This window comes from Pseudomonas sp. Z4-20 (genome assembly GCF_051131955.1).
In the GTDB taxonomy this organism is placed as follows: Bacteria; Pseudomonadota; Gammaproteobacteria; order Pseudomonadales; family Pseudomonadaceae; genus Aquipseudomonas; species Aquipseudomonas marvdashtae.
The window spans coordinates 4,551,075-4,574,046 of record NZ_CP071641.1 but is presented as its reverse complement, the minus strand read 5'-3'; the positions used below and the strand labels follow the sequence as shown (position 1 = coordinate 4,574,046).

The following is a 22,972-nucleotide window of genomic DNA, read 5'->3' as shown; positions in this document are numbered from 1 at the left end:
GGCCTTATGTGGTAGGCTTTGCCGGTTTGCACAGTGGGCGGCTGGAACCCGAATCTGCGGGTCGGCGTTTCCCCGTCCCATTTGTCCGCCTCAGGAGTCCCCATGCGTTTGATCCAGTTGTTTACAGCCGCCGCCATTGCGTTGGCCAGCACCTTTGCTTTCGCCGACGACGCGGCTGACCAGGCTATCCGCAAGAGCCTGGCCAACCTTGAGCTCGAAGTGCCGATCGAAGCCATCACCGCCAGCCCCATGTCCGGCCTGTATGAAGTCAAGCTCCAGGGCAGCCGCGTGCTGTATGCCAGCGCCGATGGCCAGTACATCGTCCAGGGCAACCTGTTCGCACTCAAGGGCGGCAAGCCGGTCAATCTCACCGAGATCACCGAACGCCAGGGCGTTTCAAAGCTGATCAACGGCATTCCGGTTGCCGAAACCGTGGTCTATCCGGCGGTCGGCGAAACCAAGTCCCACATTACCGTGTTCACCGATACCACCTGCCCGTATTGCCACAAGTTGCACGCCGAAGTGCCGGAGCTGAACAAACGCGGCATTGAAGTGCGTTATGTGGCGTTCCCCCGCCAGGGCCTGGGGTCGCCAGGTGATGAGCAATTGCAGGCGGTCTGGTGCTCGAAGGACAAAAAAGCCGCCATGGATAAAATGGTCGATGGCAAGGAAATCAAGGCCGCCAAGTGCGAGAACCCGGTTTCCAAGCAATTCGCCCTGGGCCAGTCCATCGGCGTGAACGGTACGCCGGCCATCGTTTTGGCGGACGGTCAGGTGATTCCGGGCTACCAGCCGGCGCCGCAAGTCGCCAAACTGGCCCTTGAGGCGAAATGATCATGGGCCGTGTGCTTCTGAAGATCATGGCTCGGCGAAAACTTTCGCTGGGCCGTTAAACACTAAGTCGCGTAGCTGCGCGGCTGTATTTCACGGCCGACCTTGCGTCGGCCGTTTCATGGGGAGTCAAGAGTGAATCCGGTCAAAGTAGGCATCTGTGGGTTAGGTACCGTCGGTGGCGGCACCTTCAACGTACTTCAGCGCAACGCCGAGGAAATTGCTCGTCGTGCCGGGCGTGGAATCGAAGTGGCACAAATTGCCATGCGCACGCCAAAGCCTCAGTTCCAGACGACCGGTATTGCGATTACCAACGATGTCTTCGAAGTGGCCACGAACCCTGAGATCGACATCGTGATAGAGCTGATGGGCGGCTATACCGTTGCCCGAGAGCTGGTACTCAAGGCCATCGAGAATGGCAAGCATGTGGTCACCGCGAACAAGGCGCTTATCGCCGTTCACGGTAATGAAATTTTCGCCAAGGCGCGCGAAAAAGGCGTGATCGTGGCGTTCGAAGCCGCCGTGGCCGGTGGCATCCCGGTGATCAAGGCGATTCGCGAGGGCCTGTCGGCCAACCGCATCAACTGGGTCGCGGGGATCATCAACGGCACCGGCAACTTCATCCTCACCGAGATGCGCGAGAAAGGGCGCACCTTCGAGGACGTGCTTACCGAGGCCCAAGCCTTGGGTTATGCCGAGGCCGATCCGACCTTCGATGTGGAAGGTATCGACGCGGCGCACAAGCTGACGATCCTGGCGTCTATTGCCTTTGGTATCCCGCTGCAGTTCGACAAGGCCTACACCGAAGGCATCACCAAGCTGACCACTGCCGACGTGAACTATGCCGAAGCCCTGGGCTACCGCATCAAACACCTGGGCGTGGCGCGCAGCACCGCCAGCGGCATCGAATTGCGCGTGCACCCGACGCTGATTCCGGCTGACCGCCTGATCGCCAACGTCAACGGCGTGATGAACGCGGTGATGGTCAATGGCGATGCCTCCGGCTCGACGCTGTTCTATGGCGCCGGTGCCGGTATGGAGCCGACCGCGTCTTCGGTGATCGCCGACCTGGTGGATGTGGTTCGTGCCATGACCTCCGATCCGGAAAACCGCGTGCCGCACCTGGCCTTCCAGCCGGACTCTCTGTCGGCACATCCGATACTTGCGATCGACGCTTGCGAAAGTGCCTACTACTTGCGCATCCAGGCCAAGGACCATCCGGGCGTATTGGCCCAGGTGGCGAGCATTCTCTCGGAACGTGGCATCAACATCGAGTCGATCATGCAGAAGGAAGTCGAAGAGCACGACGGCCTGGTGCCGATGATCCTGCTGACCCACCGTGTGGTCGAGCAGCGCATCAACGATGCGATTGCGGCGCTGGAAGCGCTCCAGGGTGTCGTAGGGCCGGTGGTCCGTATCCGCGTCGAGCATTTGAATTGAAGCAGCTGCAAGCTCCAAGCTAAAAGCTGCAAGTTAAATCAATACAGCTGCAAGCCATGAGCTGCAAGCTGCAAGTAGAAGCCGAGCCGCTTTTCACTTGCCGCTTGTAGCTTGCGGCTTGAAGCTCAAACCGAAGGTTTGCCAAAAATGCGCTATATCAGCACCCGCGGCCAGGCACCGGCCCTGAATTTCGAAGATGTCCTGCTGGCCGGCCTGGCTACGGACGGCGGCCTCTACGTGCCGGAAAACCTGCCGCGTTTCACTCAGGAAGAAATCGCTTCCTGGGCCGGCCTGCCGTACCACGAACTGGCCTTCCGCGTAATGCGCCCCTTCGTCACTGGCAGCATTCCAGACGCCGATTTCAAGAAGATCCTCGAAGAGACCTATGGGGTTTTTTCCCATAACGCTATCGCCCCGCTTCGTCAGCTCAACGGTAACGAATGGGTGATGGAGCTGTTCCACGGCCCGACCTTGGCCTTCAAGGATTTTGCCCTGCAATTGCTCGGTCGTTTGCTCGATTACGTGCTGCAAAAGCGTGGCGAGCGCGTGGTCATTGTCGGTGCGACCTCCGGTGACACCGGTTCGGCCGCCATCGAAGGCTGCAAGCATTGCGAGAACGTCGATATCTTCATCCTGCACCCGCACAACCGCGTCTCGGAAGTGCAGCGTCGGCAGATGACGACAATCTTCGGCGAGAACATCCACAACATCGCTATCGAAGGCAACTTCGATGACTGCCAGGAAATGGTCAAGGCCAGCTTCGCCGACCAGAGCTTCCTCAAGGGCACCCGGCTGGTGGCGGTGAACTCGATCAACTGGGCGCGGATCATGGCCCAGATCGTCTACTACTTCCACGCGGCCCTGCAGCTGGGCGGCCCGGCCCGTTCTGTGTCGTTCTCGGTGCCCACTGGCAACTTCGGCGATATCTTCGCCGGGTACCTGGCGCGCAACATGGGCCTGCCGATCAACCAGTTGATCGTCGCCACCAACCGCAACGACATCCTGCACCGCTTCATGAGCGGCAACCAGTACGTCAAGGAAACCCTGCACGCCACGTTGTCGCCTTCGATGGACATCATGGTGTCGTCGAACTTCGAGCGCCTGCTGTTCGATCTGCACGGTCGCAACGGTGCGGCGATTGCCGGCTTGATGGACAGCTTCCGCCAGGGCGGTGGTTTCAGCGTCGAGGCCGAACGCTGGACCGAAGCCCGCAAGTTGTTCGACTCCCTGGCGGTGGACGATGCGCAGACCTGCGAAACCATCGCCGAAGTGTTCGAACAGAGCGGCGAATTGCTCGATCCGCACACGGCGATTGGCGTAAGGGCCGCCCGTGAGTGCCGTCGTAGCCTGGATATCCCCATGGTTATCCTTGGCACCGCTCACCCGGTCAAGTTTCCCGAAGCTGTGGAGAAAGCTGGCGTAGGAAAAGCGCTTGAGCTGCCCGCACATCTTTCTGATTTGTTTGAGCGAAATGAGCGTTGCACCGTGTTGCCCAATGACTTGAAAGCCGTGCAGGCCTTTGTCAGCCAGCATGGTAACCGCGGCAAGCCTCTCTGACGTCCGCAAGCTGTCACATTTTGAAGCCCGTCTCCTGACGGGCTTTCTTGTTTCTGCATGCCAAACTGGCCGGGTTTTCGCCTTAGGGAGGGGCGAGTTATCTCGAAGGAAGTGCAGATGTTGTTCTTTATCCGATGCAAACCAGCGCTGAGCTGGTTGATGGGCCTCACGCTGTTGTATTGGGCGCAGTGTGCAAGCGCCCAAATGACGGCTTGCGGGCAAACACAGTTTGAATCAGCAGGGCGGCTGGGGCTCGACGCCGACGAACTGAAATGGATCAGGGATAATCCACGTGTCGTCGTTGCCTCGATGCAGTACCCGCTGTATCTGTTCAAGAATGAATACGGACAGTGGAATGGACTCAACGACGACATTCTCCGGCGCATCCAAGACATGACCGGGCTGGAGTTCGTCCATCGGGAATCGTTCTCTCCCGATCAATTGATGACGATGTTGCAAAATGGCGAGGCGGACTTGACGACGACCTTGGTGATGAACGACGAGCGCAGGGAGTTTCTGAGTTTCAGTCATGCATTTGGAGGGGGCGGCTGGGTATTTATCAGTCGTTATGGAGAGCCATTACTCCATTCGCTGAGCCAGCTCAACGGCAGAATCCTGGTATTACCGGCACGGCATGCATTAGAAGCGGAAATCAGGCGCGATCATCCGTCTATCGAGTTGCGTACAGTCAAGACGTATGGCGAGGCACGAGCCTTGGTCGAAAGCCGGGAAGCCTATGCCACTATCGAAAATGAAACCGGTGCGCACCTTTATCCCGCAGGGCACTTGCAAGTAGGCGGCAATCTCGAAAGCCGGTGGGAACCAGATTATCTGGCTGTTCGTCAGGAGCTGCGGCCGTTGCTGGGCATTCTGAACAAGGCCCTGGAAGCTTTTCCGGCAGAAGACATGCGTGCGCTGCGCGCCAAGTGGCTGACGGGGGCGGTTTCCCCGCAAGCGCGTTCATCCTCGCTGCGCATCGCCCAGTGGGACTATTGGTGCGTGGTCGTGGTCGGGGTGTTCGGCCTGTTCTCGTTGCTATGGAACCGCCGCTTGCAAGCCCAGATCGACCAGCGCCTGAAGGCCGAGGCTGTCCTCAAGGACCAGTTGACGTTCCAGCGAACGTTGATGAACGCCATTCCCGATCCGATCTTCATCCGTGATCTTGAGGGGCGCCTGATCATGTGCAATAAAAGTTATGAAGACCAGTTCGCGACTCGCTTCGAAACACTGCGCGGCACACGCCTGACGGAGTCCGCGGCGTTTCCGCTGGCGACTGCCGAGCTGTTGCACGGGGAATTGATGGAGCAACTGCTAACCCGTCAGCCGAGATTCGTGGATCGTCAATTGATGTTCAGCAATGGACTGAGGGATATCTACCACTGGTCGGTGCCGTTTTATGGCAGTGATGGCCAGTTACGCGGTCTGCTGGGAGGGTGGATCGATGTGCGGCGTCGAAGAAGCCGTTCCAACCGGTTCCTGGCTTGATTGACCGAACAGCCATGGTTGTTGTTTGTCTGTCACATTGGACGCGCATCCTCGTTTGAACAGGGCGCAGGCGTGTCGGTTCGTTGCGCTGGCGAACTTTCTGCCGCAGCCCACGGTCACTTACTGTGCAGTTGTTTTTTTCGGATTATTGAAGGGTGATCGAATGGAAAGTATCAGCCTCTTGCTGAATGAAGCTTTGAGTCCGTATCAGGTCACGCTCACTCCCTCCGGCCCCCGTGAATGCCTGGTGATGTTGAGAAACCCGGCGGGCGCTATCATGGTCGAGCGCGCGTTCAATCAGGCCCAGCTGGCCGACAGGCGCCAATTGACCGACGTGGTCGACGGCCTGCATCGCGATGTGCTGATTGCCGAGGGGCGCCTGGAGCCTTGTGTGATTGCGGCGTTGCGTAATGTGGCCCAGGACAAGGTCATGGCTGTTGCGAATTGATGTCTGAGGGAACCTTCCTACGTCCCGGTGAGTCAGACCTTTTACCAACAAGAGCAAGCATTGTGCTCCGGTGCTTGTCGCTTGTTGCACGGACCTTTAAGGGTCACGTTTAACCCCGAGTTGTCTCCCCACTTCTCGGGGTTTCTTTTTGCCTGGCGTTTATGGGCGGAGCGCCTGCACGCGCAAGCTCAGATGGCTCCCTCGGTACGCAATCGGGCGATGTGTTGTGCATCGTAGCCAAGCTCGCCGAGCACCTGGGCGGTGTGTTCCCCGAGCGCCGGGCCGACCCACTCGGATGTGCCGGGTGTGTCGGAAAGTTTCGGTACGATGCCAGGCATCTTGAATGCCTTGCCGTCGGGCAGCTTGGCCTGCAAGAACATTTCACGGGCGAGGAATTGCGGGTCGCTGAACATGTCCTCGGCGCTGAAGATCCGGCTGGCCGGTACACCTGCCTGGTTCAGCTGCTCGATGACGGCGTCCAGTGGCAGCGAGTTGACCCAGCGATCAATGACCCCATAGAGCTCGTCGCGGCGACTGTCACGTCCGTCGTTGCTGGCCAACCGCGGGTCGTTGGCGAGGTCGTCGCGGCCAATGATTTGCATGAAGCGCTTGAAGATCGCGTCACCGTTGGCGCCGATTTGCACATGCTTGCCGTCGGCGCTGGTGTGGATGGACGAGGGTGTGATGCCGGGCATGATATTGCCGGTGCGTTCGCGGATGAACCCGAACACGTCGAATTCCGGCACCATGCTTTCCATCATGGCGAATATCGCTTCGTATAGCGCTACGTCCACCACTTGTCCGGTTCCGCCATTGACCTCCCGATGACGCAAGGCCATCAGCGCGCCAATCACTCCCCACAGCGCGGCAATCGAGTCGCCGATGGAAATCCCGGTGCGCACCGGCGGGCGGTCCTCGAAACCGGTGATGTAGCGCAGGCCCCCCATCGACTCGCCGACGGCGCCAAAACCGGGTTGGTCCTTCATCGGGCCGGTCTGGCCGAAGCCGGAGAGCCGTACCATGACCAGTTTCGGGTTCAGCGCATGGAGCACGTCCCAGCCCAGGCCTAGCTTTTCCAGCACGCCGGGACGAAAATTCTCGATCAGTATGTCCGCTTCGCCGATCAGTTTTTTCAGGACAGTCAAACCCTCCGGATGCTTGAGGTTCAGGGTCAACGACTTTTTGTTGCGGGCCTGGACGAACCACCACAGGGACGTGCCTTCATATAACTTGCGCCACTTGCGCAGCGGATCGCCGCCATCGGGCGATTCGACCTTGATCACCTCGGCACCGAATTCACCGCAGATTCGCGAGGCGAAGGGGCCGGCGATCAAGGTGCCGAGTTCGATGACCTTGACGCCGGCGAGAGGTTTGGCAGTAAGCGACATGACGAATCCTGTAGGACAAAGGCAGAACGAATAGAGGCTTTTATCATAGGTCAAGGTCAGTCGCCGCAGGTTGATGGTCGGCAATTCGTGGATTGCCCTTCTCATCGGTTAGACTTGCCGCCTTTCCTCGTATCAAGAAGCCCGTTCATGGCCCAGCCGTCCACGACCTATAAGTTTGAACTGAACCTCACCGACCTCGACCGCAGTGTGTACGAAAGTGTGAAGCAGACCATCGCCCGCCACCCTTCGGAAACCGAAGAACGTATGACCGTGCGCCTGTTGGCCTATGCGTTCTGGTACAACGAGCAGCTGTCGTTTGGTCGTGGGCTGTCGGACGTCGATGAACCTGCGCTGTGGGAAAAAAGCCTGGATGACCGTGTCTTGCACTGGATCGAAGTCGGCCAGCCGGATGCCGATCGCCTGACCTGGTGTTCGCGTCGTACCGAGCGCACCAGCCTGCTGGCCTACGGCAGCCTGCGGGTCTGGGAAGGCAAGGTGATCCCGGCGGTGAAAAACCTGAAGAATGTGAACATCGCTGCCGTCCCCCAGGAGGCTCTTGAAACCCTGGCCAAGGACATGCCCCGGGTCATCAAGTGGGACGTGATGATCAGCGAAGGGACGATTTTCGTGACCGACGACCGTGGCCAGCATGAAGTCCAGCTGCAGTGGCTGTCGGGCGAACGCGGTTGAGCCATTGACGCGGTAGCGAGTGAATTTCATTGTGGCGAGGGAGCTTGCTCCCGCTTGGGTGCGCAGCGCCCTCGCCGCAGTCCAGGATCCCGAAAATAGAGAAATGTCCGTCACCCCATGCGCATAGAATCCCGCCAACTGCCCGACACCCTGCCATTTCTTGGCGACCTGCCGCCCTTGTTGACCCGTCTGTACGCCGCCCGTGGCGTGCAGTCCGAGGCTGAGCTGGACAAGAGCCTGGCGCGCCTGATTCCTTATCAGCAGCTCAAGGGGATCGATGCCGCGGTGGATCTGCTGGTGGTAGCGCTCGAGCAACGCCAGCGCATCCTGATCGTCGGGGACTTCGACGCCGATGGCGCGACGGCCAGCACGGTGGGCATGCTCGGGTTGCGCCTGCTCGGTGCGGCCCACGTCGATTATCTGGTGCCCAATCGCTTCGAGTATGGCTATGGATTGACGCCGGAAATCGTCGAAGTCGCCCTGACACGCGAGCCGCAATTGTTGATCACCGTGGACAACGGCATTTCCAGCGTGGAAGGCGTGGTGGCGGCTAAAGCGGCGGGCCTCAAGGTGCTGGTGACCGACCACCACTTGCCGGGTCTCGAATTGCCAGCGGCCGACGCCATCGTCAACCCGAACCAACCCGGTTGCCAATTCCCGAGCAAGGCATTGGCGGGCGTCGGGGTGATTTTTTATGTACTGATGGCTCTGCGGGCTCGCCTGCGCAGCCTGGGCTGGTACGCCAGCACACCTCAGCCGAACATTGGCGAGCTGTTGGATCTGGTGGCGTTGGGTAGCGTCGCCGACGTGGTGCCGCTGGACGCGAACAATCGGATCCTGGTGCATCAGGGCCTTGAGCGTATTCGCGCCGGGCGCGCCCGCCCAGGGATCAAGGCCATCCTGGAAGTGGCCAAGCGCGACGCTTCGCGAATGACTTCTACGGACCTGGGTTTCATTCTCGGCCCGCGGTTGAACGCGGCGGGGCGACTCGATGACATGAGCCTGGGGATCGAATGCCTGCTCACCGACGACCCGGCGCTGGCGCGGGACATGGCGGCGCAACTGGATGGCATGAACCAGGACCGCAAGTCCATCGAACAGGGCATGCAGCGCGAAGCGTTGGCCCAGCTCAAGGACCTGCCGGTGGAATCGATGCCCTTCGGCTTGTGCCTGTTCGACCCGCAATGGCACCAAGGCGTCATCGGTATCCTCGCGTCGCGCATGAAAGAGCGTTATTTCCGTCCGACCATTGCCTTCGCGGATGCCGGGGATGGCCTGCTCAAGGGCTCGGGCCGCTCGGTGCCGGGCTTTCATATTCGCGATGCGCTGAGCGTCGTCGCGGCGCAACATCCGACGTTGATCAGCAAGTACGGCGGTCATGCCATGGCGGCGGGACTGACGCTGCCCGAGGCGAACTTTCCCTTGTTCGCCGAGGCTTTTGACGCTGAAGTACGTAGGCAACTGCGCGAAGGAGACTTGACCGGAAGGCTCCTGTCGGACGGCACCCTCGCGGTGGAAGAATTCCACCTGGAACTGGCCCGGGCACTGCGCCACGCCGGCCCCTGGGGCCAGCATTTTCCGGAGCCGATGTTTCATGGCGTGTTCCAGTTGGTCGAGCAGCGAGTGGTGGGCGAACGGCACCTGAAGGTCGTGCTCAAGAGCGAGTGCGGTTCGGTGAAGCTCGATGGCATCGCGTTCGGCATCGACCGCGAGATCTGGCCAAACCCCACCGTGCGCTGGGTGGAACTGGCCTACAAGCTTGACCTCAACGAATTCCGCGGCCAGGAAACGGTGCAGTTGATGATTGCCCATATCGAGCCGCGGTAGTACGCAGGCAGGCCTTGAGACCGGGTTTTTGCCCCGGAACCCTTCCTCATCCCCGGTTGTCGACTAGTCTCTAAGCACTGCTTGATAGCCCTTGTGACGTCTTGTCGAATTTTTTGCCCGCGGGGGCGGGTGTTGCATCCTTTGTCACTCGTCGACTTTTCAAACAGAACCCTGGAGCCTGCCCACTGATTCGAGAGGTGCCCCATGAGTCTGCTGCTGGAACCCTATACCCTTCGCCAATTGACCCTGCCCAATCGCATCGCGGTATCGCCGATGTGCCAGTATTCGAGCGCCGATGGCTTGGCCAATGACTGGCATCTGGTGCACCTCGGCAGCCGCGCCGTGGGCGGCGCCGGCCTGGTGTTCACCGAAGCTACCGCCGTCACTGCCGACGGCCGTATCACGGCCCAGGACCTGGGGTTGTGGAACGACGAACAGATCGAACCCTTGCAACGCATCACTCGTTTCATCACCGCCCAAGGTGCGGTGCCGGGCATTCAACTGGCCCACGCTGGCCGCAAGGCCAGTACCTGGCGCCCCTGGTTGGGCAAGCATGGCAGCGTCAAGCCCGAGGAGGGCGGCTGGGTTCCGGTTGGCCCATCGCCTATTGCCTTCGATCCGCAGCACACCCCGCCGACCCAGCTGGATGAAGGGCAGATCGCCGATGTCATCCAGGCGTTCGTGGACGCGGCCAAACGCGCCCTGACGGCCGGTTTCAAGGTTGTCGAGGTCCACGCCGCCCATGGTTATTTGCTGCATCAGTTCCTGTCGCCGTTGAGCAACCAGCGCCGAGATCAATACGGCGGATCTTTCGAAAATCGAATTCGGTTGGTGCTCCAAGTCACCGAAGCGGTCCGGGCCGTATGGCCTGAAGAACTTCCGGTGTTCGTCCGCGTCTCTGCCACCGACTGGGTGGAAGACGGTTGGAACCCGGATGAAACCGTCGAACTGGCGCGGCGCTTCAGAATATTGGGGGTGGACCTGATCGACGTGTCGTCGGGCGGTACCGCGGCGAACGCGGAAATCCCCACCGGCCCTGGCTATCAGACGCGCTTCGCCGAGCGGGTGCGCAAGGAGTCGGAAATCGCTACCGGTACCGTGGGCATGATTACCGAACCGGCCCAGGCCGAACACATTCTGCGCACCTGCCAGGCCGACATCATCTTCTTGGCCCGCGAATTGTTGCGCGATCCCTATTGGGCTCTGCATGCCGATGATGACCTGGGCGGACGCAAGGCCACCTGGCCTGCGCAGTACCAGCGGGCCACGCATCGGGACCAGCCGATCCACGAGTCGGATTTGCGCGACTGAGCACTCGATAAAACAAAAGCCCCGGTTGGTCTGGCCGGGGCTTTTGTTTATCTGAGGCGTGGTGCTGGCGCGCTTAAGGGTATTTACGTTTATCCGGGGCTGGCGGGAAGTACTGGTACAACCAGGTTTCGCTCAGGGTCCGGTCTTTGGTGCGGATGAACAGGCGCATTTCTACAGGATCCACGCGGTCGTCGGTCGGGTACCAATCGAAGGTGATGCGGTAGCCCTTGATCGCATCCAGCACCAACACGTTGAAGTCCTTCACTTCGCCATGGGAGCAGGTCACCACCGGTTCGATGCCAGTGCCCGGAGGCAGTTGATCGATGCCGCCGCCGGTGAAGTCCACGGCGAAACGTCGTGCCCAGACGGTTGGGTAATGCTCGCCGGGCGCCCAGCCTTCGATGAAGCCGCCCATGCCAGAACGCGTAGCGTCCACTCGCGCCAGGTCAGTGCTCACCGGTGGCAGCGCGCTCCAGTAGAGCTTGTAGCCATAGTTCAGCGAATCGCCGGCAGCGACCGGTTTCTTCGGCGTCCAGAAGGCAACGATGTTGTCGAGGGTTTCGCCGGTGGTAGGAATTTCCAGCAGATCGATAGAACCTTCACCCCAGGCCGTGGTGGGCTCGACCCACAGGCTTGGGCGTTTGCTGTACCAGTCCACGGTGTCCTGGTAGCTGTCGAAGTCATGATCGGTCTGCACCAGGCCAAAGCCTTTCGGGTTCTTGTCGGCGAAGGCGTTGAATTGCAGGGTGGCGGGGTTGTTCAGCGGACGGCAGACCCATTCGCCGTTGCCGCGCCACATGGCCAACCGGTCGGAATCGTGGATCTGCGGGTGGATGGTGTCGCACATGCGTCGCTCGACCGTGCCGCAGCTGAACATGCTGGTCATCGGCGCGATGCCCAGTTGCTCGATGGCGGTGCGGGCGTTGACATGGGCGTCGATTTCCATGACGACCCGGGTCGGCTGGCAATCGATATCAAACCGATAGGCACCCGTGGCGCTGGGCGAATCGAGCAGGGCGTAGACCACAAAACGCGTGCTGTTCTTGTCCGGGGTTTCGAACCAGAACTTGGTGAAGTCCGGGAATTCCTCGCGTTTCTTTGCGTAGGTATCGATGGCCAAGCCGCGGGCTGACAACCCGTACTGTCCGCTCTCATCCACGGCGCGGAAATAACTGGCGCCCAGGAATGAAACGATATCGTGCCGATCCAGCTCTGGAGCCTTGAAGGCCCGGAACCCGGCGAAGCCCAGGTCACCGGTCAGTTGCGAGGTGTTGACCGTGGTCTTTTCGTAATTGAACAGCTCCGGGCGGAAATGCACCTCGCGGGCCATGCGGGTCTTCGGATCGACGCTGTACATGCGCACCGGTTGCTTGAAGCCCATGCCGACATGGAAGAACTGCACGTCCAGTTGACCGTCCAGCGCATTCCACAACGAATGGTTGACGTCGTACTGGATGGCATTGAATTGCAGGGGCGACATCTGGGCCAAGGTCGGCGGCAAGACTTGCTTGGTGTCGACGTAGCGGCTCGCGGCCAATTTCCGGGCCTGGTCTTTCAGCCCGTTGAAATCGAAGGGCCGGGCTTCGCCGTCGGCCGCCTGATCGGCCGCCCAGGCTCGTGCAGCCATGAGTCCAGAGGCTGAAAGCCCGGTGTAGGCGGCGAAGGCCATGGAGGCCTTTAGCAGATTCCTGCGGTGCATAAATACAACCTTTTCTCGAAACAATCCCCAGCCGATCCTGGCCGCGGCAATTGATAAGGGAGTTCGGACATGCCTTTGGCCAAACGCGACGAACGTAAGAACAGATGCCTGAGAGCTGGATCGGTTCACCGAGGCGCAAAATCATAGGGGAATTGCTGGTCGGGAGAGAAAGGAAAAGGGTGGTTTGGTCAAACTTTCTTACAGATATTTCTTTTTTTCCGGAGGATTTTGGATTTTTTTGACTAATTACTCTAAAACTCCCTTCTCACGCTTCGAATCCTCCCTATTCTTAACGTGGATAGACCGCGTCAACCCCGGATCACGGGGCGCTATCAGGCCAATTCGAGTACAGAAGGACAACGCTTATGACGAAAATACAGGGCATTACCGAAATGCTGGGAATCTTTCCAGGCCTGATCAATGGGCGCAGGACACGACGACTCAGCCTGGAAGAACTGAGGCTGGTCGAACGTTACCGGGAGCTGTCGGAAAACGACCGGATCGCCATGCGTTACCTGGTGGATGCGATGCGCAGTGTTTCGCGGTTTTGAACAGTGACTTCAACTGCGTACAAACGGCTTTCGGTTTTCCTACTCACGGGTAGGTTTTTCACTTCGAGGAAAATACAATGCCGACGACTATGACCAGTAAAGGACAAGTCACCATCCCCAAGCCCATCCGCGACGCACTCCACTTGATTCCTGGTTGTGCAGTTGAGTTCAGCATCAATGCGCGAGGCGAAGTGGTGCTGCATGCAGGTAAGCCTGGGACAGCCGAGGCGTCCGCCAGCGATCGTTTTGACGCTGTCCGTGGCAAGGCGGATATCAAATGGCGTACGGATGATCTAATGGCGTTATTGCGTGGGGACGACTGATGATATTGGTCGATACCAATGTCTTGATTGATGTGCTGGAAGATGATCCGAAGTTATTTTCCTTCGGTCGAGTTGGTAGTGCCATCCTGAGATACGCTTCACCACGACCAATACGACCCCGTTGGTCGTGGTGTACCTTCAATGGGCGTTGACTCAATGCTTGAACATCACATGCCGCACCACCGTGTAATCCTCCAGCCCGTACATGGACATGTCCTTGCCATAACCGGAACGTTTCTGACCGCCATGGGGCATTTCGCTGACCAGCATGAAATGGGTGTTCACCCACGTGCAGCCGTATTGCAAACGTGCCGACAGGCGATGGGCGCGACCGATGTCAGCGGTCCACACCGATGAGGCCAGGCCGTAGTCCGAATCGTTGGCCCAGGCCAGGACCTGTGCTTCGTCGACGAATGGCGTGACGGACACCACCGGGCCGAAAACCTCCCGACGGACGATTTCGTCGTCCTGCTGGGCGTCGGCCAGCACGGTCGGTTCGAAGAAAAAGCCGTTGCCGTCGATGGCCTTGCCGCCGGTGATCAGGCGAATGTGTGGTTGGGCGATGGCCCGTTCGACGAATCCGGCCACGCGGTCGCGATGCTGGGCCGTGATCAGCGGACCCATCTGGGTGTCGGATGCGGTTTGCAGGCCGCACTTGATGCCACCCACCGCGGCGCCGAGCTTTTCGACGAACTGGTCATAGATGCCTTGCTGGGCATAGATGCGGCAGGCGGCGGTGCAGTCCTGGCCGGCGTTGTAGAAGCCGAAGGTGCGGATGCCTTCCACGGCCGCGTCAATGTCGGCGTCGTCGAAAATGATCACCGGGGCCTTGCCGCCCAGTTCCATGTGCATGCGTTTGACGCTGTCGCAGGTGCTGGAAATGATGTTCGAGCCGGTGGCGATAGATCCGGTCAGTGACACCATGCGCACCTTCGGGTGGGTGACCAGCGGGTTGCCGACGGTTTGCCCACGGCCGAAGATCACGTTGAGCACGCCGGCGGGGAAAATTTCCGACGCTAGCTCCGCCAGGCGCAGGGCGGTCAATGGGGTCTGTTCCGACGGTTTGAGCACCACGGTATTGCCGGCGGCCAAGGCTGGGGCGATCTTCCAGGCGACCATCATCAGCGGATAGTTCCACGGTGCGATGGAGGCAATCACGCCCACCGGGTCTCGACGGATCATCGAGGTGTGCCCCGGCAGGTATTCGCCTCCCGCCGAACCGTTCATGCAGCGGCTGGCACCAGCGAAAAAACGGAACACGTCGGCAATCGCTGGAATCTCGTCATTCAGTGCGGCGCTCAAGGGCTTGCCGCAGTTATCCGACTCCAGCTTCGCCAGTTCTTCGCCGTTGGCTTCGATGGCATCGGCCAACTTGAGCAGTAGCAGGGAGCGGTCCTTGGGCGCCACTTGCGACCAGGATTCGAAGGCGCTGTCGGCGGCGCGCACGGCGGCATCGACCTGGGCTTCGCTGGCTTCGTTGATTTCCACCAGCACCCGCCCCAGTGCCGGGTTGAATACCGCCTGGCCGGGGCCTTCGCCGTTGACCAGATGGCCGTTGATCAGCAGTTTGGTTTGCATGTCCATGTCCTCTTGAGTCTGGTTTGTAACCCCGTGGGGGCCGGTTTCACAGTGGCATTCATTTACCGCCGCTCCCCGCCACGCTCTCACCCCCGCGGGTCAGGTAATAGGCGCCGAGTATCGGCAGCATCGTGACCAGCATCACCAGCATGGCCACCACGTTGGTCACCGGCACGTCGCGGGGGCGGCTGAGCTGGTTGAGCAACCAGAGCGGCAGCGTGCGCTCATGGCCGGCGGTGAAGGTGGTGACAATGATTTCATCGAACGACAAGGCAAACGCCAGCATCCCGCCTGCCAGCAACGCCGACCCCAGGTTAGGCAAGATGATGTAGCGAAAGGTCTGCCAGCCGTCGGCGCCCAGGTCCATCGATGCCTCGATCAGGCTGTGGGAAGTGCGGCGCAGTCGGGCGATGACGTTGTTGTAGACGATCACCACGCAGAAGGTCGCATGGCCGACGATGATGGTGAAAAAGCCGGGTTCGATGCCCAAGGTCTTGAACGTAGCCAGCAGGGCGATGCCGGTGATAATCCCCGGCAAGGCAATCGGCAGGATCAGCATCAGCGAAATGCCTTGTTTGCCGAAGAAGTCCCGACGATACAGCGCCGCCGAGGCGAGCGTACCGAGGACCATGGCAATCAGCGTGGCGACGGCCGCGACCTGCAAGGACAATTTGATCGCCTCCAGCACGTCCGGTCGCGAGAAGGCGATGCTGAACCACTTCAGGGTCAAGCCCTTGGGGGGGAAGCTGAACGCCGCGTCTTCGGTATTGAAGGCGTAGAGAAAGATGATCAGGATCGGAAAGTGCAGGAACACCAGCCCGCCCCATGCCGCGATCCGCAAGCCCCACGAGGCCCGAGAGTCAGAGTGCATCGAAAGCCCCCAGTCGCTTGACGATGGATAAGTAGATGGCGATCAGCACGATAGGCACCAGCGTGAACGCCGCCGCCATGGGCATGTTGCCGATGGCCCCTTGCTGGGCGTAGACCATGCTGCCGACGAAGTAGCCCGGCGGGCCCACCAGTTGCGGCACGATGAAATCCCCCAGGGTCAGCGAAAACGTGAAGATCGAGCCCGCGGCGATGCCTGGGATCGACAGCGGCAGGATCACCTGCGTGAACGTCTGGCGTGGCCTGGCGCCCAGGTCCGCCGAGGCTTGCAGCAGCGACGGAGGCAAACGTTCCAGCGACGCTTGGATCGGCAGGATCATGAACGGCAGCCAGATGTAGACGAACACCAGGAAGCGCCCCAGATGCGAAGTGGACAAGGTGCTGCCACCCACGCCGGGAATCCCCAGCACGAACTGCAACACCGGCCCCAGGCCCAGGTGCTGGACAAACCACTGCGCCACGCCGCCCTTGGCCAACAGCAATGTCCAGGCATAGGCCTTGACGATATAGCTGGCCCACATCGGCAGCATCACCGCGATGTAGAAAAACGCCTTGGTCTTGCCGCTGGTGTAGCGCGCCATGTAATAGGCGATCGGGAAAGCGACGATGGCGCTGGCGATGGACACCGCGATTGCCATGGTCAACGTGCGCGCAATGATGTCGAAATTCGACGGCTGGAACAGTGCCGAAAAGTTCGCCAGGGTCAGGTCCGGCGTGACCGCCATGGTGAAATCGTCGAAGGTGTAGAAACCCTGCCAAAGCAAGGTCAGCAGCGAACCCAGGTAGATCGCGCCGAACCAGATCAGCGGCGGCACCAGCAACATCGACAGGTAGAGGGTGGGCCGTCGGTACAGCAGGTTGGAAAAACGGCGTATTGGCGAGCCGTGCGCGGGCGTTCGAGTGATGGCCACGGTGTTCATTCAGGCCTCGCCGCCAACGGTGTCGTGCAGGGCGACCATCGCTTCACGCGCCCAGCGTACCGTGATCGGTTGGCCGGTCTGGTGCTGGGCGCTGTTGTCGTTCCATTGGGTATTGGCCTGGCTGAGGCTGAGCGTCTGGCCGGTCTCCAGCGTCAGCTCGTAGCGCGTCGCACTGCCTTGGTATTGGATGTCATGGAGCAGGCCGCTGACTTCGATTTCATGCCCAGCCAGCGGGCCTTCGGCAAAACGCACATGTTCCGGGCGGATCGAGAACGGCTGTGGGTGCCCGCTCAGTTGCCGGGCCAGTTCGCCACGAATCACGTTGGAGGTGCCGACGAATTCGGCGACGAAGGTGGTGGCCGGCCGCATGTACAGGTTGCGCGGCGTATCGACCTGTTCGATGCGGCCCTTGTTGAACACCGCGACGCGATCGGACATCGACAACGCTTCGGTCTGGTCATGGGTGACAAAAATGAAGGTGATGCCCAGCTGCCGTTGCAGCTTTTTCAATTCACTCTGCATTTGTTCGCGCAGCTTCAGGTCGAGGGCGCCCAAGGGCTCATCCAGCAGCAGGACGCGCGGGCGGTTGACCAGCGCGCGGGCCAGGGCGACGCGTTGACGTTGGCCGCCCGAGAGTTGCACCGGCTTGCGCTGGCCGTAGCCGTCCAGGGCAACCATCTCCAATGCTTCGTCGGCGCGCTTGATGCGTTCGGCCTTGGCGACGCCTTTGACCTTCAGGCCGTAGGCGACGTTGTCGCGCACGTTCATGTGGGGGAACAGGGCGTAGTCCTGGAAAACCGTGTTGACGTCCCGCTGATAGGGCGCGAGCCCCACGGCTTCCTTGCCGTGGATGCGGATCGAACCGGCGCTGGGCTGCTCGAACCCGGCGATCAGCCGCAGGCAGGTGGTCTTGCCGGAACCGGACGGTCCCAGCATGGAAAAGAACTCGCCGTCCTGAATGTCGATGGAGACCTGGTCAACGGCCTTCACATCGCCGAACTGACGGGAAACGTGGGTGAACTGGACTGCAAGCGTCATGGTGCGGTGCTCCAGAAAGCGGGGCGGGCATGAAATCGCAACGGTTGGAACGCGGTCCCGTGGCGAGGGAGCTTGCTCCCGCTGGGTGGCGCAGCCCAAAACCAGCCGATGCGGTGGGCAGGTCATACCGCGTCGGTCGGTTTTGGGCGTGCTGCGCGCGCCAGCGGGAGCAAGCTCCCTCGCCACAGGGTTAACCATGTCCCCCCGGTCCAAACAGGTGACTGCGACTTAGCGTCCACCCATGATCGCTATGTAATCCTGGGTCCAGCGGCTATATGGCACGAACTTGCCGCCCTCAGCCTGTGGGGTTTTCCAGAAGGCGATCTTGTCGAACTGGTCGAAGCCGTTGGTCTTGCAGCCTTCGGCGCCTAGCAGTTCGCTGCCTTTGCACGCCGCCGGTACGGCCGGCAAGGAGCCGAACCAGGCGGATACGTCGCCCTGGACTTTGGGTTGCAGCGACCAGTCCATCCATTTGTACGCGCAGTTGGGGTGCTTGGCCTCGGCGTGCAGCATCGTGGTATCAGCCCAGCCGGTGGCGCCTTCCTTGGGAATGGTCGAGGCAGTCGGCTGTTTCTCGTTGATCAGGCCGTTGACCTGATAGGGCCACGCGCCGGACGCCACCACGCCTTCGTTCTTGAAGTCACTCATCTGCACGGTGGTGTCATGCCAATAGCGGTGGATCAACGGATGCTGGGCCCGCAGCAACTCCAGCACGGCCTTGTACTGGGCTTCGTCGAGCTGGTACGGGTCCTTGATGCCCAATTCAGGCTTGGCGGTCTTGAGGTAGAGCGCCGCATCGGCGATGTAGATCGGGCCGTCGTAGGCTTGTACGCGTCCCTTGTTCGGCTTGCCGTCAGGCAGGTTCTGCGCCTCGAACAGCACACTCCAGCTGGTCGGTGCCTGCTTGAACACCTCGGTGTTGTACATCAGCACGTTCGGGCCCCATTGGTACGGGGTGCCGTAGGTCTGCTGGTTGACCACGTACCACGGCGCATCCTTGAGACGCGGGTCGAGGTTTTTCCAATTGGCGATCAGGGCGGTGTTGATCGGCTGCACGCGTTTGCCGGCAATCAGTCGCAAGGAGGCGTCGCCGGAGGCGGTGACCAGGTCGTAGCCGCCCTTGCTCATCAGGCTGACCATTTCATCGGACGTCGCGGCAGTCTTCACGTTGACCTTGCAACCTGTTTCCTTCTCGAAGCCGGTCACCCAATCGTAGGCCTTGTCGCTTTCACCGCGCTCGATGTAGCCCGGCCAGGCGACGATATCCAGTTGGCCTTCGCCGGCGCCAACCGCCTTGAGCGGTTCGGCGGCCTGGAGGCTGACGCTGGTCAGCAGCGCCGTGGTGATTGCACTGAGCAATGCGGTCTTGTGCGCGTACATGGAAATCCCTCTTGCTTTAATTATGGTCGGGGCAGGTTTCGAGAACGTGTCGCTGGTTATTGTTTTAGCTTAGCTGCAAGCTTCGAGCGGCAAGCTACAAGCAAAGGCAGGTAGCGCAGGGCTTGCAGCTTGTAGCTCAAAGCTCCCGGCTATGCCGGGCCATGATATGGCGCACCACGCTGTAGTCCTGGAGCGAATCGCTCGACAGGTCTTTCCCATAACCCGAGCGTTTCAGGCCGCCATGGGGCATTTCGCTGACCAGCATGAAATGGCTGTTGATCCAGGTGCAGCCGTATTGCAGTCGCGCGGCCACTTGCATCGCCTTGTCAAGGTTATGGGTCCAGACGGAGGAGGCCAGGCCGTATTCCGAGTCGTTGGCCCAGTCCACCGCCTGGCTGAGCTCGTCGAAGCGAGTCACTGTGACCACCGGGCCGAATACTTCGCGCTGGACGATTTCATCGTTTTGCTTGCAACCGGCCAACAGCGTCGGCTGATAAAAGAAGCCGGCGCCGGAATGCACCGCCGCACCGGTGACGCGTTCGATGTGCGGCTGGCCGAGGGCGCGCTCGACAAAACTGGCGACGCGGTCGCGCTGGCGGATGCTGATCAGCGGGCCGATCTCATTGTCGACATCGCGCTTGCCGGCAAAACGCAGGCTGCCGACCGCCGCGCCGAGCTCGGCCACCAGACGGTCGTGGATCCCCGCCTGGGCGTAGATCCGGCATGCCGCGGTGCAATCCTGCCCGGCGTTGTAGTAACCGTAGGTGCGCACGCCTTCGACCACCGCTTGCAAGTCCGCATCGTCACAGACAATCACCGGAGCCTTGCCGCCCAGTTCCAGGTGCGTGCGCTTGAGGGTCTTGGCGGCGGCCTGGAGGATCTTCTGCCCGGTGACGATATCGCCCGTCAACGAAACCATGCGGACCTTGGGATGACTGACCAGATGGCTGCCGACACCTTCGCCGCCGCCGCAGATAATGTTGATGACGCCGCGCGGCAGGATCTCGGCCAATAATGGCGCCAGGGCCAGGATCGTCAACGGCGTATGCTCCGACGGCTTGAAGACCAAGGTGTTACCGGCGGCCAGGGCGGGGGCGATTTTCCAGGCCGCCATCATGATCGGGTAATTCCACGGCGCGATGGAGGCGACCACGCCAATCGGATCGCGACGCACCATGCTGGTGTAGCCGGGCAGGTATTCGCCGCTCAGTTGGCCGGTCTGGCAGCGTACCGCGCCGGCAAAGAACCGGAACACATCCACCGTGGCGCTCAGGTCATCCTGGCGTGCCAAGTGCAGCGGCTTGCCGCAGTTCAAGGATTCGAGGCGGGCCAGGTAATCGGCGTTTTTCTCGATCGCGCTGGCAATGTCCAGCAGCAAGTTTGAGCGCAGCTGTGGGGTGGTGCGCGACCAGCCGTCGAAGGCGCGATGGGCGGCATGGATCGCGGTTTCGACCTGTTCGATGCTGGCTTCGGCAATGTGCGCCAGTGTTTCACCAGTGGCGGGGTTGAGGATTGGTTCGACAAAGCCCTCGCCGGGCACGCTTTCGCCGTCAATCAGCAACGCGGTACACAACGGGGTCTGCGTGCCAGCCATTGTCGATTTCTCTTTTTGTCAGTGGCCTAGAGGATGCAGCAAGACTAGTGCGCAGTCCGGCGGACGACAAATTCTAAATACTCAAGGCTGCATTCGATTAAATAGATGGCTTGCGCCCGCCGGGACGCTGTTCTCTCGCGACCGCCAGGAACGGGTCGACCGACGCCGGCCGCGCGGTGCCTCGGCGCCAGGCCAGGCCGACGTCGAGGGTCTGGTTGAGGTCGGCAATTGGCCGGGCCTCGATAATGTCGCCTTCCAGTGACCAGGGGCGATAGGTCATGTCCGGTTGGATCGACACGCCCAGCCCGGCCGCCACCAGGCTGCGCACTGCTTCGGTAGACGCGGTGCGCAGCGTGATGTTCGGTTGCAGGCCGGCGCCGCGCCACAGGCGTTGCGCGTTGCGATCCATTTCGTCGACATTCAATTGGATCAGCGGCTCGCGGGCCACGTCCGACAGGTGGATGCTGTCGTGCTCGAGCAACGGATGCTGGGCCGGCAGCCACAAGCGGTGGGGCGAGTGGGTCAGCACTTCAGTCTGCAGCGCGTGGCGATCTTCCAGGTTCGACAGGATCAACACGCCGACGTCGATTTCTCCGCTGACCAGCAAATGCTCGATATACGGGCGCTCGTCTTCCATCACGCGAATCGCCACGTTGGGATAGGCGCGCTGGAAACGGGTCAGCAGGTCTGCCAGGTAATACCCGGCAACGAGGCTGGTCACGCCGATGGTGACTTGGCCGGCGACCTGGTCGGTGCTCTGCTGCAGGCTGCGCTTGGCGTTGTCGACGGTAGCAAGGATCAGGTGGGCCTGGCGCAGGAATTGATGCCCCTGGTGGGTCAGGGTCATGCCCTTGGCGTGGCGGCTGAACAGGCTGACGCCGATGTCGTCCTCCAGCTGCTGGATGGCCAGGGTCAGCGTCGACTGGGAAATGAACGCCGTTTGCGCGGCGGCGGAAATTGACCCAGTCTCGGCCACGGCGATGAAGTGACGGATTTGACGCAGGGTCATCATGGTTGAGTACCGGCACGCGAATTTATCGATGTCTTGGAGTATATATCGTGTTTATCGAATGGCTGCGGATCGACTGGAACCTATCAGGCAACATCTCGAAGCAAAGTCGCCGAGGACGCCGGGCACTTTCGATCTAGGCTGGGGGCCTTATGATCCGGTTAACCGAATGCGTGGAGGCGACAAATGAACACCCGTGGATTGCTCGATCAGTTACTCAAGTCCGGCCAGGAAATGTTGCAGAACAAGGCTGGCGGATCCCAGGGCAAGTCGTCCGGCGGGTTGGGCGGATTGCTCGGTGGTGGTTCCGGCAACCTGGGCGGAATGCTCTCCGGCGCGGGTGGAGGGGCGTTGGCAGCCGGGGCCATGGGCTTGCTGCTGGGCAACAAGAACGCCCGCAACTTCGGCGGCAAGGCACTGGCCTATGGCGGCCTGGCTGCGTTGGGCGTCATTGCATACAAGGCTTATGGCAACTGGCAGGCCCAACAGGGCACAGCACCGAAAACCGAACCGCAGACCCTGGACCGCGTCCCGCCGGCGCAAGTCGAGCAGCACAGCCAGGCGATCCTCAAGGCCCTGGTCGCGGCGGCCAAGGCCGACGGTCATGTAGACGAGCGCGAACGGCAGTTGATTGAGGGCGAATTCACCAAGCTCGACAGCGACCAGGAACTGCAGCACTGGCTGCACGCTGAACTCAACAAGCCCCTGGATCCCAGTGACGTCGCCCGGGCGGCAAGCACACCGGAAATCGCCGCCGAAATGTACATCGCCAGCGTAATGCTGGTGGACGAAGAAAATTTCATGGAGAAATCCTACCTCGACGAACTGGCGCGGCAGTTGAAGCTCGAGCCAGGGTTGAAAGCGGAGTTGGAGAAGCAGGTGCGGCAGGCGACTATATAGATCAGTCCCAACCTGATATCCCTGTGGCGAGGGAGCAAGCTTGCTCGCCACAGGTGCGCCAGCTATCAAGACAAGGGCGGCCAAAAATCTCCCCCAGCCGCCATGCAGACGTACC

20 protein-coding genes are annotated in these 22,972 nt (G+C 60.7%); 11 read left to right on the top strand and 9 right to left on the bottom strand.

The genetic code is table 11. The annotated features are described in order from the left end of the window. The first annotated feature begins 102 nt into the window (after positions 1 to 102). The 5 genes from dsbC to J3P82_RS20955 all read left to right on the top strand — a co-directional run bounded on the left by dsbC (position 103) and on the right by J3P82_RS20955 (position 5,761). Complete coding sequence (dsbC, locus tag J3P82_RS20975; protein ID WP_186611127.1) at positions 103 to 834, top strand: bifunctional protein-disulfide isomerase/oxidoreductase DsbC; 732 nt, start codon at positions 103 to 105, stop codon at positions 832 to 834. Between the two features lie 132 nt (positions 835 to 966). After that, complete coding sequence (locus J3P82_RS20970) at positions 967 to 2,271, top strand: homoserine dehydrogenase (RefSeq protein ID WP_434558502.1); 1,305 nt, start codon at positions 967 to 969, stop codon at positions 2,269 to 2,271. A gap of 147 nt (positions 2,272 to 2,418) precedes the next feature. Then, on the top strand, positions 2,419 to 3,828 hold the full coding sequence (gene thrC / locus J3P82_RS20965; protein WP_434558501.1) for a threonine synthase: 1,410 nt from the start codon (positions 2,419 to 2,421) through the stop codon (positions 3,826 to 3,828). Positions 3,829 to 3,945: 117 nt separating this feature from the next. Beyond that, the gene (locus J3P82_RS20960; RefSeq protein ID WP_434558500.1) at positions 3,946 to 5,313 is read left to right on the top strand and encodes a transporter substrate-binding domain-containing protein; all 1,368 of its coding nucleotides are present in this window, start codon (positions 3,946 to 3,948) and stop codon (positions 5,311 to 5,313) included. A 163-nt stretch (positions 5,314 to 5,476) separates the two neighbouring features. After that, positions 5,477 to 5,761 carry a DUF3509 domain-containing protein gene (locus tag J3P82_RS20955; protein ID WP_434558499.1) on the top strand — a complete coding sequence of 95 codons (285 nt, stop codon included), beginning with the start codon at positions 5,477 to 5,479 and terminating at the stop codon, positions 5,759 to 5,761. Positions 5,762 to 5,949: 188 nt separating this feature from the next. Here J3P82_RS20955 and J3P82_RS20950 read toward each other — a convergent pair whose 3' ends face one another. Next, a complete protein-coding gene (locus J3P82_RS20950; protein WP_434558498.1) occupies positions 5,950 to 7,149 on the bottom strand; it encodes a CaiB/BaiF CoA transferase family protein in 1,200 nt (399 codons plus the stop codon). A 147-nt stretch (positions 7,150 to 7,296) separates the two neighbouring features. Here J3P82_RS20950 and J3P82_RS20945 point away from each other — a divergent pair, with 147 nt between their 5' ends. The 3 genes from J3P82_RS20945 to J3P82_RS20935 all read left to right on the top strand — a co-directional run bounded on the left by J3P82_RS20945 (position 7,297) and on the right by J3P82_RS20935 (position 10,977). After that, positions 7,297 to 7,839, top strand: a complete 543-nt coding sequence (locus J3P82_RS20945) for a YaeQ family protein (protein ID WP_434558497.1) — start codon at positions 7,297 to 7,299, stop codon at positions 7,837 to 7,839. 117 nt (positions 7,840 to 7,956) lie between these two features. Further along, positions 7,957 to 9,666: a single-stranded-DNA-specific exonuclease RecJ gene (recJ, locus tag J3P82_RS20940; protein ID WP_434558496.1), complete on the top strand. Its 1,710-nt coding sequence runs from the start codon at positions 7,957 to 7,959 to the stop codon at positions 9,664 to 9,666. Between the two features lie 204 nt (positions 9,667 to 9,870). Next, complete coding sequence (locus tag J3P82_RS20935) at positions 9,871 to 10,977, top strand: NADH:flavin oxidoreductase/NADH oxidase (protein ID WP_186634855.1); 1,107 nt, start codon at positions 9,871 to 9,873, stop codon at positions 10,975 to 10,977. Between the two features lie 73 nt (positions 10,978 to 11,050). Here J3P82_RS20935 and J3P82_RS20930 read toward each other — a convergent pair whose 3' ends face one another. Beyond that, entirely contained in the window at positions 11,051 to 12,676 is a 1,626-nt protein-coding gene (locus J3P82_RS20930) for a glucan biosynthesis protein D (protein WP_434558495.1), read from the bottom strand. Between the two features lie 365 nt (positions 12,677 to 13,041). On the opposite strand from J3P82_RS20930, the gene J3P82_RS20925 reads away from it, so the two are divergent. Next, positions 13,042 to 13,227 carry a hypothetical protein gene (locus tag J3P82_RS20925; RefSeq protein ID WP_434558494.1) on the top strand — a complete coding sequence of 62 codons (186 nt, stop codon included), beginning with the start codon at positions 13,042 to 13,044 and terminating at the stop codon, positions 13,225 to 13,227. Positions 13,228 to 13,304: 77 nt separating this feature from the next. Beyond that, positions 13,305 to 13,550: an AbrB/MazE/SpoVT family DNA-binding domain-containing protein gene (locus tag J3P82_RS20920; RefSeq protein ID WP_434558493.1), complete on the top strand. Its 246-nt coding sequence runs from the start codon at positions 13,305 to 13,307 to the stop codon at positions 13,548 to 13,550. A gap of 153 nt (positions 13,551 to 13,703) precedes the next feature. Here J3P82_RS20920 and J3P82_RS20915 read toward each other — a convergent pair whose 3' ends face one another. The 7 genes from J3P82_RS20915 to J3P82_RS20885 form a co-directional block, all read right to left on the bottom strand. After that, the gene (locus tag J3P82_RS20915; RefSeq protein WP_434558492.1) at positions 13,704 to 15,128 is read right to left on the bottom strand and encodes a gamma-aminobutyraldehyde dehydrogenase; all 1,425 of its coding nucleotides are present in this window, start codon (positions 15,126 to 15,128) and stop codon (positions 13,704 to 13,706) included. A 58-nt stretch (positions 15,129 to 15,186) separates the two neighbouring features. Continuing rightward, positions 15,187 to 15,999: an ABC transporter permease gene (locus J3P82_RS20910; protein WP_434558491.1), complete on the bottom strand. Its 813-nt coding sequence runs from the start codon at positions 15,997 to 15,999 to the stop codon at positions 15,187 to 15,189. Next, entirely contained in the window at positions 15,989 to 16,936 is a 948-nt protein-coding gene (locus J3P82_RS20905) for an ABC transporter permease (protein WP_434558490.1), read from the bottom strand. The genes J3P82_RS20910 and J3P82_RS20905 overlap by 11 nt, the downstream gene beginning before the upstream one ends. Next, positions 16,937 to 17,974, bottom strand: coding sequence for an ABC transporter ATP-binding protein (locus J3P82_RS20900; protein WP_434558489.1), 1,038 nt, complete (start codon positions 17,972 to 17,974; stop codon positions 16,937 to 16,939). A gap of 228 nt (positions 17,975 to 18,202) precedes the next feature. Further along, positions 18,203 to 19,354, bottom strand: a complete 1,152-nt coding sequence (gene ydcS / locus J3P82_RS20895; protein ID WP_434558488.1) for a putative ABC transporter substrate-binding protein YdcS — start codon at positions 19,352 to 19,354, stop codon at positions 18,203 to 18,205. A 136-nt stretch (positions 19,355 to 19,490) separates the two neighbouring features. Beyond that, positions 19,491 to 20,948, bottom strand: coding sequence for a gamma-aminobutyraldehyde dehydrogenase (locus J3P82_RS20890; protein ID WP_434558487.1), 1,458 nt, complete (start codon positions 20,946 to 20,948; stop codon positions 19,491 to 19,493). A 97-nt stretch (positions 20,949 to 21,045) separates the two neighbouring features. Further along, positions 21,046 to 21,960 carry a LysR family transcriptional regulator gene (locus J3P82_RS20885; RefSeq protein WP_434558486.1) on the bottom strand — a complete coding sequence of 305 codons (915 nt, stop codon included), beginning with the start codon at positions 21,958 to 21,960 and terminating at the stop codon, positions 21,046 to 21,048. 183 nt (positions 21,961 to 22,143) lie between these two features. Between J3P82_RS20885 and J3P82_RS20880 the strand changes: the two genes are divergently transcribed. Beyond that, positions 22,144 to 22,857, top strand: a complete 714-nt coding sequence (locus J3P82_RS20880; RefSeq protein WP_434558485.1) for a tellurite resistance TerB family protein — start codon at positions 22,144 to 22,146, stop codon at positions 22,855 to 22,857. Positions 22,858 to 22,972 lie beyond the last annotated feature (115 nt).